Annotated in this window: 12 protein-coding genes; 4 read left to right on the top strand and 8 right to left on the bottom strand. The window is 70.3% G+C overall.

All coding sequences use genetic code 11. The features are described from left to right. Nucleotides 1-213: 213 nt before the first annotated feature. The 7 genes from OO69_RS32230 to OO69_RS32200 form a co-directional block, all read right to left on the bottom strand. Nucleotides 214-1,584: a hypothetical protein gene (locus OO69_RS32230; RefSeq protein ID WP_078652657.1), complete on the bottom strand. Its 1,371-nt coding sequence runs from the start codon at nt 1,582-1,584 to the stop codon at nt 214-216. Further along, nucleotides 1,581-2,699 carry a hypothetical protein gene (locus OO69_RS32225; protein ID WP_033284384.1) on the bottom strand — a complete coding sequence of 373 codons (1,119 nt, stop codon included), beginning with the start codon at nt 2,697-2,699 and terminating at the stop codon, nt 1,581-1,583. The genes OO69_RS32230 and OO69_RS32225 overlap by 4 nt, the downstream gene beginning before the upstream one ends. Beyond that, nucleotides 2,696-3,508 carry a hypothetical protein gene (locus OO69_RS32220; RefSeq protein ID WP_033284383.1) on the bottom strand — a complete coding sequence of 271 codons (813 nt, stop codon included), beginning with the start codon at nt 3,506-3,508 and terminating at the stop codon, nt 2,696-2,698. The genes OO69_RS32225 and OO69_RS32220 overlap by 4 nt, the downstream gene beginning before the upstream one ends. Before the next feature lie 30 nt (nt 3,509-3,538). Continuing rightward, complete coding sequence (locus OO69_RS32215; RefSeq protein WP_033284382.1) at nt 3,539-4,258, bottom strand: LPXTG cell wall anchor domain-containing protein; 720 nt, start codon at nt 4,256-4,258, stop codon at nt 3,539-3,541. Between the two features lie 157 nt (nt 4,259-4,415). Further along, the gene (gene serS, locus OO69_RS32210) at nt 4,416-5,690 is read right to left on the bottom strand and encodes a serine--tRNA ligase (protein WP_033284381.1); all 1,275 of its coding nucleotides are present in this window, start codon (nt 5,688-5,690) and stop codon (nt 4,416-4,418) included. Between the two features lie 527 nt (nt 5,691-6,217). Next, nucleotides 6,218-6,745, bottom strand: a complete 528-nt coding sequence (locus OO69_RS32205; protein ID WP_033284380.1) for an ATP-binding protein — start codon at nt 6,743-6,745, stop codon at nt 6,218-6,220. A 208-nt stretch (nt 6,746-6,953) separates the two neighbouring features. Then, a complete protein-coding gene (locus OO69_RS32200; protein WP_033284379.1) occupies nt 6,954-7,331 on the bottom strand; it encodes an STAS domain-containing protein in 378 nt (125 codons plus the stop codon). A 324-nt stretch (nt 7,332-7,655) separates the two neighbouring features. On the opposite strand from OO69_RS32200, the gene OO69_RS32195 reads away from it, so the two are divergent. From OO69_RS32195 to OO69_RS32185, 3 genes are all read left to right on the top strand, one after another. Next, nucleotides 7,656-8,537 carry an RNA polymerase sigma factor SigF gene (locus OO69_RS32195; protein WP_033284378.1) on the top strand — a complete coding sequence of 294 codons (882 nt, stop codon included), beginning with the start codon at nt 7,656-7,658 and terminating at the stop codon, nt 8,535-8,537. A gap of 234 nt (nt 8,538-8,771) precedes the next feature. After that, nucleotides 8,772-10,277 (top strand): RICIN domain-containing protein, encoded by a 1,506-nt coding sequence (locus tag OO69_RS32190; protein ID WP_051801328.1) that lies wholly within the window; start codon nt 8,772-8,774, stop codon nt 10,275-10,277. Between the two features lie 104 nt (nt 10,278-10,381). Beyond that, a complete protein-coding gene (locus tag OO69_RS32185; RefSeq protein WP_033284377.1) occupies nt 10,382-11,191 on the top strand; it encodes a DUF5995 family protein in 810 nt (269 codons plus the stop codon). Between the two features lie 220 nt (nt 11,192-11,411). On the opposite strand, the gene OO69_RS32180 is transcribed toward OO69_RS32185, so the two are convergent. Beyond that, a complete protein-coding gene (locus tag OO69_RS32180) occupies nt 11,412-11,825 on the bottom strand; it encodes an ATP-binding protein (protein WP_033284376.1) in 414 nt (137 codons plus the stop codon). Between the two features lie 194 nt (nt 11,826-12,019). Between OO69_RS32180 and OO69_RS32175 the strand changes: the two genes are divergently transcribed. Beyond that, a complete protein-coding gene (locus OO69_RS32175; RefSeq protein WP_033284375.1) occupies nt 12,020-12,871 on the top strand; it encodes a helix-turn-helix domain-containing protein in 852 nt (283 codons plus the stop codon). The last annotated feature ends 5 nt before the right edge of the window (nt 12,872-12,876 follow it).

The raw sequence follows: 12,876 nt of genomic DNA, 5'->3' as shown, positions 1-12,876 counted from the left end.
GGGCTGGAAAGTGTGACACTTCCGCTTCGACTGTCACACTTCCCAGCCCCACCCACCCCACACCCCCCACTCACCGTTGGCCGCTGAGCCGAGGCGGCGTGCAAGGGTGGCCCGCAGGGCCATCGCCGCAGGCGACGCGACCGCAGGGAGCGCCCTTTACTCGGCTCCCGCAATCCCGACACTGACAAGAAGCGGGCGGCCAACCCGCACTTGTCAGCGCAGTCGCCTCCGCCCCGGCATGAACGTAAACACCGCCACTCCAAGCAGAATCGCCGTACCGGAGACAAGGCCGAGCGCCTTCAGGCCGCCGTGGCTGTCCGAGCCGGTTTCCGCCAGGCCTCCCGAGGTGGATGTCGACGTTGACGTACCGCCCGATGTCGACGAGCCGCCGGACGCTCCGCTTGCCTGTTCCGTCGTGTCCAGAGTCAGTGAGACCTCTGACTTCGTGGGGGTGCAAGTCGTCGTCGTGCCGAGGGCGTTGACCGTCAGGACGCCGGGGGACAGTGTCGACGTACCGCTCGCGCCCGGTTTGTATGTGCCAGTCAGGTCCGGGATCTCGATCGGGTCGCCGGACTTGATGGCGGCGGAGTTGGTCGGGCCCTCTACGTGGACCGTTCCCTTGTCGGCGCCGCCCAGGACCACCTCCATCGACGGTTTCACGGAGTCCGCGGGGATGTCCGCCGGGCTGTCCATCACCGACCCGTTGAACTTCACGGTGAGGTCGTAACTCCCGCCGCCCTTCGTGGCGTTGATCTGCACGGGCGAGGTCGCGTTCTTGTCACCGATCGGCGTCTTGCACGCGTACGGGACGGAGACCTCCTTGCCGGTGAAGTCCGTCTGGCCGGTCCCGGTGCCGTCGCTGGCACTCGCCGATGCCGATGTCGAAGCCGAGGTCGAAGCCGAGGTCGAAGCCGAGGTCGAATCACTGGGTGACGCGGACTCCGAGGCTGATTCCGATGCCGATGCCGACGTCGAGTCCGATGGACTGGGGGACGGGCTGGACGAACTGCCGTCTCCCGCCGTCACATTGATCGTCGCCGACGGCGAGACCGTAGCCGTCGGTGTGCACTTCGTGTCCGTCGAGAACGCGTTGACCGTGTACGCGTCCGGAGTCAGCGTCACCGACCCCGCCGTCGTCAGCTTCAACGAGCCCTTCATGTCGGACAGGGTCATCACCGCGCCCTTGGGGATCGCCGGGTTCGTGCGCGGGCCCTGCATCGCGATGTCGGCGGTCTGCGCGCCGGCCGCCTTCAGGATCCCGGACGGCTGGACCGAGTTGGCGGGGAGGTCGATGATGTCGGGGTTCTTGGACGCGGCCTGGGTGAACTTCCAGACGACGTCGACCGTGTCGCCCACCTTCGCTGTGGCGGGCGCGGTGATCTCGACCTTGGTGGTGCCGTCGACCGGGTCGATGCCGGCGGGCGGCACGCAGTGGGTGGCGTAGGACACCTCGGCGGCCTGCGCGGTCCCTGCGGTCAGGCCGAGCGCGAGGCCCGCACCGCCGAGGACCAGCGCGAACGTGGCCGCGCCCGCTCTCCGTACACCGCCTCCGCCGGCCGGTATGACTCTCCTTCGCTTGCTCACGTAAGTCCCTTCCTGGTGGGAGTCGTCGGACTCGTCGGGCTGTCGTCGTGCGGTGCGGAGAGTCGACCGGCCGCCGTGCCCGGATCGGAGTCCGGGGTGAACCACGGCAGGGTCGAGGTCGTAGGGGCGGCCGCGGCTGCTTCCCGGGAGGCGGCCGTCCTGCCCAACTTCGGCATGCGTACGGTGAGTTGAGTGGGCATGTGCAGGGCCCTGTGCCGGGGCGGGCCCATGCTGCGGGCCGCCTTGCGTGGCCGTAGGCGGTCCACCACGGCCATTCCGATGCGGAACACCGCCGCCGGTACGACCACGCAGACCAGGACCCAGAACAGGGTCACGCCCCAGGGGCGGCCGACTCCCCATGGCTGTTCGGCGAGTACCCGGCCGCCGTACTTCATGGAGACGGTGTAGTCGCCGTGCGCTCCGGCCGAGAGTTCGACGGGGAGTTTGATCTCCGCCTTTCCTCCGGGCGTGATCGTGCCGCTGTACTGCTGGTCGTCCCACTGCGGTGCGAACACCCCGTGGGAGGTGCCGACTTGGAACACGGGGTTCTTGACCGGGGACGAGCCCGCGTTGCCCACCGTGAAGACCAGCGTGCGGGACGGTGGTGCCCCGAACCAGGTCAGCAGGCCGCTCGAACCGTCCAGGCGGGTGTCGGAGAGGACCGACAGGCGGCCGGTCGACGGCTCCGCGGGCAGTGGTTCGATCGCGTGGCCCGCCACCTGGAAGACCGTGTCCGCCGATGCGCTCGCCCCCGTCACCGTCGCCACATGCACCACGCACGGGCACGGCACCGGCGGTTCGGACACCGGCAGCTTCTTGCTGAAGACGCCCTTGGCGTCCGTCGTGACGGCTCTGCCGTCCGCGTTCGCACAGGAGTTGGTGCCGCCGAGCACCCCGCGCGCGGGTGTCGCCTGTCCGCAGACCAGCATCATCAGCAGGGCGTGCGGCCGCCAGCCGCTGCCGGAGACGGTGATCGAACCACCCGTCCCCGCCTGCGACTTGGAGAGCTTCACGCTCGGCCCGCCCGCCGCCGCGGCGGACGTCGTCCCCGCCAACGGCAGCAGGAGCAGCGCGAGTACCGCCACCAGCGCCGGAATCCGCACCTTGCCGCTCACATCACCGCTCCCGTCAACTCGGTCCGACGTCGTAGGCGTAGGCGTAGGCGAACGAGGAGCAGCGTGGTTCCTGCCGTGGCCACGACCCCGATGCCCGTCACCGCTCCCCACGGCACGAACCTCGTCGGCGCGTCCGCCGTGTCGTGGGCGCCGCCCGTCGCCGTGACCGTGAGGCGTACGTCGACCGCGTCCAGGGTGGGGTGGTCGGGCCAGGGTTCGGTGAGCTTCAGGCGTTCGCCGGGTGGGAGTTGGACCGGGAGGGTGCGGGGGGCGCGGTCCAGGAGGGTGCCGAAGAGGCCGGTGGCGTGGACGGCCAGTCTCGGGGTGAGGAGGGTGGTGCCTCGGTTGACCAGGTCGTAGGTGATGCCGTTGTCGTGGACCGCCACGTGTTCGACGGTCAGGGCCGACAACGCCGGGCCGCGTACGTGGAGTTGGAGTCGTGCCGTCGCCTCTCGGCCCTTCGTGTCGCGCGCGGTGATCGTGGCGGTGCGGTCGCCGGGGAGCGCGGTCGCCGGGACGTTCACCGTGAAGGGGATGTCGGCGCGGGTGCGGGGCGGGATCGCGACTCCCCTGTCGGCGAAGGTGATCGGGGCGCCTGTGGCCTGTAGTCGTACCGTGATCGGGCGGCCGGTCGGGTTGGTCACGGACACCGTGTCCTGGAGGGTCGTGCCGGGCTCGCCCTCCGCGTAGAACGTCGGGCGTCCGCCACCCGCGGGCGCAACGGTCCATCCCCCGGCGGCCGTTGCGGTCGGCGTGGCCGCCAGGAGGGTCAGGAGGGACAGACACAGGACGCGGGCGGTCGACAGCATGGGCGGCTCCAGCGGGCTTGCGGGGGGCTGTCAGCGGCGGGCGCGGGCCGTCTGGTTGCGCCGGGTCAGCCACAGGGTGCCCGCCGCGCCCGCGAGCAGGACCGTGCCGCCGAGCGTGCCGAGCGCGACGACCGAGTCGTCGGGGCCGGTCTTCGGGAGTGTGCCACTGGAGTCCGTACCGGTGCCGGAGCTTGTGGAACCCGTGGTACCGGTCGAGCCGCTGGATCCCGATGATCCGCCCGCCGCTGTCACGTCCAGCGTGAGGGACGGGCCGGGGCTGTTGGTGGGGGTGCACGTCGTCGTCGTACCGAGGGCCTTGATGGTGAGGACGGCCGCCGTGAACGTGACCTTGCCGGACGCCTTCGGGGTGTACGTGCCCGTCAAGTCGTTGATTTTGATGGGGGTGTTGGCGGGGATCGCGGCCTGGTTGGCCGGGCCCGACACCGCGACCGTGCCGCTGTCCGCGCCGCCCACCTTGATGGTGGCGCTCGGGCTCATCGCGCCCTTGCCGAGTTCGACGGGGCTGGAGGAGACGCCCTTCTGCCAGGACATGGTGAGTTTGTAGGCGCTGCCGCTCTTGACGCCCTTGATGTCGATCGGCGAGACGGCGGTCTTGACGCCGATGGGCGTCTGGCACTTGTAGTTGACGTCGACCACGTCGGCCCGGGCTGCGGGGGCGGCCATGAATACCGCCGAGCCGGCCAGGGCCGCGACGGACGCGAGCGCTGCGGTTCGTTTCTGGTACGACACGGTCCCCTCATTCCTGACGGCACATCAGATCGGCCGTCAAGGTACGCCCGGGGTCGTGAGGAGGGAAGACAAGGCGCACGCCGGAGTTGTGACGATCCGGCGTGCGCAAGGAGGTCGACAAGTGGACGGGGTGACCGGAGGTAACCCGAGGTGGGCGTCAGCCGAGCAGGTCGGGCAGGCCCCAGCGGTGCAGCACCTCGGGCACCACGACCGTACCGTCGGGCCGTTGGTGCTGTTCGAGGATCGCGGGGAGGAGACGGCTGGTCGCCAGCCCCGAGGCGTTGAGCGTGTGCACGTACGCCGCCTTGCCGCCGCCCGCCGGGCGGTACCGGATGCCGCCGCGCCGGGCCTGGTACTCACGGGCGTTCGACACCGAACTGACCTCCGTGTACGCGCCGAGGCTGGGCAGCCAGACCTCCACGTCGTACGTCTTCGCCTGGGCGGGGCTGGTGTCCCCGGCGGCGAGTTTGGTGACCCGGTAGTGCAGTCCGAGGCCGGCCACCAACTCCTCGGCGCGGGCCAGGAGTTCGAGCTGGGCCGCGTCCGAGTCCGCGGGGCGCGCGAACTGGAACAGCTCGACCTTGTTGAACTGGTGGCCGCGCAGGGTGCCCCGGTCGGCGGTGCGGTGGCTGCCGCTCTCCTTGCGGTAACAGGGCGTGTACGCCACGTACTTGCGCGGCAGTTCGGCCTCGTCGAGGGTCTCCCCGCGGTGCAGGTTGACCAGCGCGGTCTCGGCGGTGGGCAGCAGGAAGCGCTCCGGGCGGCCGCCCTCGCCCTCCTCCACCACGAACACCTCGTCGGCGAACTTCGGGAACTGGCCCGCCGTATAACCCGCTTCGTAGGTCAGCACATGCGGCGGCAGCACGAACTCGTAGCCCGCCCGGCGGTGGCTGTCGAGGAAGTGGTTGAGCAGGGCCCATTCCAGTGCGGCGCCGTCGCCCCGGTAGATCCAGTGGCCGTTGCCGGCGAGGGCGGTGCCGCGCCGGTAGTCCACCAGGCCGAGATCCTGGGCGAGTTGGACATGGTCGCGGGGAGGAGGGGCGGGGGTCGGGGTGCCTACGGTCCGTACGACCTCGTTGTTCTCCTTGCCGCCCGCGATCACGTCCTCGTCGGGGAGGTTGGGCAGGGCGTCGAGGAACTGCTGGTGTTCGCGGGTGAGTCGGGCGAGTTCGCCCTCGGCCTTCGTGACCTGGTCGGCCAGGGTCGAGGCGGTCGCCTGGAGGCCATCGGCCGCGGTGCCCGTCCTGCGGCGGGCCGCGATCTCCGCCGAGATCCGCTTCCGTTCGCCGCGCAGCCGCTCCACGGCCGTACGGGTGTCCCGGAACCGGGTGTCCAGGGCGAGGAACGCCGGAAGGTCGGCGTCCACCGCGCGCTTGCGCAGAGCCTCGCGGACCCGCTCGGGCTGCTGTCGAATGAGGGTGACGTCGAGCATCGTGCGTGCTCCGTTCGCTACATCGGCGCGGCTCACCTCCGGGGCGCCCAAGTCGGTGTCGAGAGCCCGACCGTGCTCAGCCCTTCGGGCCTCCGCGCGCTCGACCTCTCGACGCCGACGCGCCCCTTCGGCTCGCCTCGCGTCGGCCGGGGCACAAGAACCGCCCCGGGGGTGATCCCTCGGGGCGTGGGCGAGAGGGTGCTCGCGGTGCCACCACGCCTTCACCGGTCGCGGGCCGCACGGCCGTGGAAACGGTCGCGTGCCGCCGTAGAACGGTCTCGTTCTGGCCCGGTGACGGGGGCCGGCCGGCGGGGCATGGGGTCCGCCGGGGTGGCGGGCCGTTCCTCCCCGCGCTCGGGAGGGGATTCGCCCGGGGTGCGAGGCCGCCTTCACAGCGCCGGCGGCTCTCTCGGCTCGCGGGACCCGGGGTACTCGTCTCCGTCAGCGCGTTGGGGACGAGCGTAGGGCCGGGTCCGGGGGCGGGGAAATGAATTTCCCGGCCGGGTCCGGCCGGGAAACGGGGCGGGCTAGGCGGGGGCGCCCAGCTCCGCCCAGACCGTCTTGCCGGTGACTCCCGGGGCGCGGACGACGCCCCAGTCCAGGCAGAGCCGCTGCACGATGAACATGCCGTGGCCGCCGGGGCGGCCCGCGCGGTGCGGGGTTCTGGGGGCGGGCTGGCCCGTGCCGCGGTCGGAGACCTCGACCCGGATCACCTTGTTCTCGCAGGTGATCCACATCTCGTCCGGGCCTTCGGCGTGCAGACAGGCGTTGGTGACCAGCTCGGAGACGACGAGGAGCACGTCCTCGGCGGCCGCGCGCCGGTCGGCGCCCTCGGCGGGCAGCCAGCCCCAGGCGTACAGGGCCTGGCGGGCGAAGTCGCGGGCCAGCGGTACGACCCCGCTCTCGCCCGCGAAACTGAGCCTGCGGGTGTCCCGGCCCGCGGCCGGTTCGGCGTCGTCCCCGACGGACGGCACGGAAGCGCCTCCGGCGGGCGCCTCCGCAGCGCCACCGGACTCCGGGCGGTCGCCCGGCGGGTAGGGCCGGGTGGTGCTCATCAGCGCTTCACCTCACCGATTCACCGGTTCACGATTCAAGAGTCGGTACGTGTTCAAGAGTCAGTACGTGGATCAGGAGCGAATTGGTCGCTCGGGGTCTCGACAGGTTCAGATGTTCTCCTGCCCGAGCGAACCGGCAAAACACCCCTTACTCGGCACGGAAGACGAGGCACGGGGAATCCGCCGGTCGCGCGGGGGAGAACGGGGCTCAGCCGGACTCGTCGGCGAGGGCGGCCCCGAGGGTGTCGTGGACGGTGAAGACCGCTTCCGCCCCGGTGATCTCGAACACGCGCGCCACCGCGGGCTTCATCCCCGCGAGGTGCACTCCGCCCCCTGCGGCTTCCGCCTTCAGGCGCGCGCCGAGCAGTACGTTCAGGCCCGTGGAGTCGCAGAACTCCAGCCGTGAGCAGTCCACGACGAGCCGTGCGTACCCATGGGCGAGCAGGTCCTCCAGCGGTTCCCGCAACAGATCGGCGGTGTGGTGGTCCAACTCACCCGCCGGTGTCACGACTGCGCTGAGGCCCTGTTTCCGCACCTCGACCAGAAGCCGGCCAGACTGTGCGCTGCCGACCGTCCCGCGGTCCATGCCGTCTCTCTCTCCCGAGGTCGTGGCTGTTGACGTTCGCCCTGGAACACTACGCCTTCCTCACACTCTCTGACACCCGAACAACCGCCCGTAAAGGGACATATGGGTACACAGCGCACTTGCGGCGGGCTCCGGAAAACGGGTAGGGCTAGTAGAGACAAGTATTTGGACATTCGATACGACGGACAAGTCCGGCAACCGACCGGATCCCGCCCCGACTGTCGAAACGACCGCCCGACCGACACGACCGGCTTTGGAGGCGCCGCACTCCGCAGTGCACGCACCGGCTTCGGCAGCCATATGCCGAGAACGATGGAGGACGCCATGTCACCCCGGCTCGACGCATCGCCTACCCCGACAGCGACGTCGACACCCCCACCGGCACAACTGGATCCCAATGCCATCGAGGGGCTCCCCGAGATCCCCCCGTACGACGAGATCGGCGCCGTAGACGCGCGGGCGCTCTCCAAGACCCTCTTCGAGCGGCTGGAATCGCTCGAGGAAGGCACGCACGAGTACTCGTACGTCCGCAACACCCTCGTCGAACTCAACCTCGCGCTGGTCAAGTTCGCCGCCTCCCGGTTCCGCTCGCGCAGCGAACCCATGGAGGACATCATCCAGGTCGGCACCATCGGCCTGATCAAGGCGATCGACCGCTTCGAACTCAGTCGCGGCGTCGAGTTCCCCACCTTCGCGATGCCAACCATCGTCGGTGAGATCAAGCGCTTCTTCCGCGACACCTCGTGGTCCGTGCGCGTCCCGCGCCGACTGCAGGAACTCCGGCTCGACCTGGCCAAGGCCGGCGACGAACTGGCCCAGCAACTCGACCGCGCCCCCACCGTGGCCGAGTTGGCCGAGCGCCTGAAGATCTCCAAGGAGGAGGTCGTCGAGGGCATGGCGGCGTCGAACGCCTACACCGCCAGCTCACTTGACGCGCAGCCCGAGGAGGACGACTCCGAGGGCGCCCTCGCGGACCGCATCGGCTACGAGGACCACGGACTCGAAGGCATCGAGTACGTCGAGTCGTTGAAGCCGCTGATCGCCGAACTCCCGTCCCGGGACCGGCAGATCCTCTCCCTGCGCTTCGTCGCCAACATGACGCAGTCGGAGATCGGCGACGAGCTGGGCATCTCGCAGATGCATGTGTCGCGACTGTTGTCGCGGACGCTGGTGCGGCTGCGGAAGGGACTGACGGTCGAGGAGTAGGAACTCCCCTGGCTGTACGCAGGTATCGCCTGCATCTCCCTCTGGCGGTGTCTCCGGTATCGCCTGTACTGAGCGCGGCGCGCGTGTGTGCGCCGCGCTCAGGCGTTCCCGGACGCTCCCGTACCACCCCCGGGGTTACCCACAGAAACCTCTTTCCCCACCGGTCTCCTTCCACCACTATGGTCACCCGGCAAACTGGCTGGTCCGTCAGGACGGGCGCGAGGAGGCGGGTGAATGGTTCGCTCCGAGAAGGACGACGGCATACCCGGAGCGTCCGACGCCCGGCTCACCGAGTCACTGCGCGCCGACACGGCCACGGTCTACGCGGCCCTGCAGGAACTCCGCACCCGGCACCAGCCGTCCGTGCTCTCCTACGCCCGCCTGTGCGCGACGAGCGAGTCGGCGGCACGGCAGCTGGCGGCACAGGCGTTCACGCTCGCGGCCCGCGAGACGGCACGCGGCGTGGACCCGTCCGTCCCCTGGCGGCACCAACTCCTGCTGCTGACCGGGCGGGTGGCCGCGTCCTGGTCCCGGGACGACCGCTCGACCGGCCTCGACGCCGGCCTCCTCCTGCTCCTGAACACGACGGACCCGGCACCCGCCATGCTCCCGGCGTTCCTGTCGCTCCCCTCCCGGACACAGGGCCTGGTCTGGTACGGCGTCGTCGACCGCGAACCGGAGACCGTGACCGCCTCCCTCCTCGGCCTCACCCGCGAGGACGTCGTCCACGGCACCGGACCGGCCCTCCAGTCCATGGCCCAGGCCTGCCTGAAGTCCCGCCTGGCCGCCTCCGACGACCCGCGCTGCGGTGACTTCCGGCGGCTGATCGAGGAGTCGGTACGCCCCGACAACCCCCGCGACAGCGCCGACCTGCACGCGCACATGGCGCAGTGCGTCCACTGCACGGGCGCGTACGAGGAACTGACGGCGCTGCGGGACGCGCCGCGGGTGACGCTGGCGGAGGGGCTGCTGGCGTGGGCGGGGGCGTCGTACGCGATACGGGATCGCGAGGAGGCTCGGAGCAACGCCCTCGGGACTCCGGCGAGTTGGACACCTTCGCGGCGGCGGCTGGTGCTGGCGTCGGCGGCGCTGGGGGTGGCGTTGGTGCCGCTGCTGTTCTTTCTGCTGCGGCCGGGCGGGGGGACGTCGCGGCCGGGTGGGGCGGCGGGCGCGGTGGCGATCCCGTCGGGTCCGTCCGAGGTGACGGTGACGGCGACGGTCCCGGTGACGCCATCGGTGTCCACCGCCAAGTCGCCGTCCCCGACGAGGAGTTCGCATTCGAAGCCGAGCCGCTCCGCGAGCGCGACGCCCTCCCCCTCCCCGTCCGCGACCACGCACGCGCCCGACGGCACCTCCGCGCAGATCGTGAACGTCTCCACGGGCCGCTGCCTGGACATCCGCGACGGCGACCTGACGAAGGGCACGGATGTGATCACGGCGCCCTGTACCTCGTCCGACACTCAGCTGTGGCGCGTCGACTCCGGGCGCGGGGTGGTGCAGTCGTCCGCCGACTCCGACCTGTGCCTGGACAGCCGGGGGTCCGTGGAGAAGGGCGTCGGCATCTGGGAGTGCGATTCGGTGGACGGGAGCCATGGCGAGAACCTGCGGTTCACGGTGGACGCGGACGGGGTGATCCGCCCGGAGATCGCGATCCTGACGGGGATGGCGCCGGACGGGGAGGAGGGGGTGTCGCTGGTGCCGCTGAGTGGGGGTGCGGGGCAGCGGTGGCGGGCGGGGTGAGGCGGGGTCCCGTCGGCCGGGTGTGGGTGTGAGCCGTACCGGAGCTGTCATTTTCGGTGAGACTGAGCAGTCCGAACTGTGGCTCCGACAAAGGGGAGTTGGGCATGGCTGCACAGGAACAGGCACCGGCACAGGCGCAGAACATCGACGAGGTCGTGGACGGGCTTGCGGGGATCGTGCGGGAGGCGACGGATGCCGGTGACCGGGTCGGGTACTTCGCGGCGCTATACCGGCAAGTGACTGTCGAGATCCGCAAGGCCATCCACGCCGGGCAGTTCGAGGACGGCCCCCGGATGGACCGTTTCGACACGCTCTTCGGCAACCGCTACTTCGAAGCGCACGACGCCTGGCAACGCGACCGGAGCGGGCCGCGCTGCTGGCGCGAGACGTTCGGGCTGCTCTCCGATGCCGACACGGTGATCGTCCAGCACCTCATCCTCGGCGTGAACGCGCACATCAACCTCGACCTGGCCGTCGCCGCCGCACGGACCAGCCCCGGCGAGGACATCCACGCGCTCCAGCACGACTTCCTGCTGATCAACGACATCCTCGCGGGGGTGGTGCTGGTGCTGGAGGACTCGGTGGGCGCCGTATCGCCTCTCCTGTCCCTGCTGGACAAGGTCGGGGGCCGCACGGACGAGGAGATCCTGGACTTCAGCGTCGTCCAGTCCCGGCAGGAGGCCTGGTACAACGCGGTGCTGCTGGCGGGCCAGACGGAGGCGGAACGCGAGGCCACGATCGACCGGCTGGACGTCCGGGCGGCGGTACTGGCCCGGTTGATCGCCCGGCCTGGCCTTCTCGTTCGACCGGCGCTGGAGTTGATCCGGGGGACGGAGAGCGGGGACGTACCGGCGGTCATCGCGCATCTGGACGGGGCGATGGAGCGGGCGTCCGCCGGGCGGGCGACGGGGTGAGGCCCGGCGGATCGGCACTCCGCTTCAAGACCCCTCGGTGAACAACTCCCGTGCGTCGGCGACCTCGTGGGAGCGGTCGAACCAGGTGCCGAGTTCGTCGAGGTCGGTGGAGGCGAGGATGCGGTCGCGGACGTCGGCGGGGACGTCGATCTGACGCCGCTGGAAGGTACGCAGAATGGCCGCGGCCCACCCCTCGGCGCGCCCTTCTTCCCTCCGGTCACTACGCCACCCCCAGTTCGCACCACACGTACTTGCCGCGCTGCCCGTTCCTCGACAGCGGCTGCCACCCCCAGCAGTCGGCGCATGCCCGCACCAACGCGAGCCCTCTCCCTGCCTCGGCGTCCAGGAGGTTCTCCAACTGGCCGGGCGGTTCAGGGGGTTCGGGGTCCGCGTCCCACGCGCCGACCCGCAACACCCCCGCCGACCAACGCACTCGGAGCATCACGGGCCCCTTGGTGTGGAGTACGGCGTTGGCGACCAGCTCCGTCGCGAGGAGTTCGGCGGTGTCGACGACCCCGATGAGGCCGTGCGCGGTGAGCACGAGGCGCAGGGTGCGGCGGCAGACGGTGACGGCACGGCGATCGTGCGGCACGGAGAGGGAGTACTCCCAGGGTTCGGGCTCGGTTTCGGGCATGGGTCAACTCCGGGGGGCGAGGGGGTTGTTGGGCGCGGGCGGTGGCATTGCCGCGGCCGTCATGGCAGGACGAAGCGGTGCGCTTCCGCAGCGTGTGCGTCGCATCACCGACAGTAGGGTGTAAATTCGTACCCTCGCAACCGCCTCGCGTAATCTGGCCCCGAACGAGGAGTCCCAGAGAGGCAGTTACTCGGATGACCATGCGGAGCCAGCCCACCGCCCGACATGTGCGTCTGGGTTCCGAGTTGCGCAAACTGCGGGAGGCCGCGGGCAAGCCGGCCAAAGAGATCGCCGGGCTCCTCGGGGCGAGCTCGGCGCACATGAGCCAGATCGAAGCCGGTAGTTCGGCGATCAGCGAGGAGCGCCTACGCAGGCTGGCGGCCCACTGTGCCTGCACGAACGAGGAGTTGATCGAGGCGCTCGTGGCGATGGCGACCGAGCGCACCCGCGGGTGGTGGGACGAGTACAAGGGAGTCCTGCCCCAGGTGAACCTGGACGTGGCCGAGGCGGAGCACCACGCGAAGTTTCTGCGGGAGGTCGTGATCACGCACGTCCCCGGGTTGCTCCAGACACCGGACTACGCGCGGGCGGTCTTCGGGTACATGCGCCCTGAACTGCCGGAGAGCGAGCTGGCCCCCCGGGTGGACCACCGGATGAAACGGCGGGCTGTCATCGAGGGCGACAACCCGACCCCGTACGAGACGATCATCCACGAGTTCGCCCTGCGCATCCGCGTGGCCGACCGCCAGGCATCCACCGCTCAACTCCGCCGCATCCTGGCGGAGATCGAGCAGGGACACGCCACCGTGCGCGTCATCCCGACCGACCAGGACGGCTTCGCCGGTGCCGGCGCCTCGATGATGTACATGGGCGGTCCGCTGGCCCAACTGGACACCGGGCTCAGGGACACCCCAGGTGGGACCATGTTCATCGACGCCGAAGCACAGCTGAAACGGCTCCGAACACTCTTCCGTAAGGTGGAGAAGGCGTCGCTGGACCCCACGGCGTCACGGGACTTCATCCACCACCTGACGAAGGAACTGTGAGACGC

Origin of the sequence: Streptomyces sp. NRRL F-525, assembly GCF_000716605.1 — a bacterium.
In the GTDB taxonomy this organism is placed as follows: Bacteria; Actinomycetota; Actinomycetes; order Streptomycetales; family Streptomycetaceae; genus Streptomyces.
This window is presented reverse-complemented; position numbering and strand designations above follow the sequence as displayed.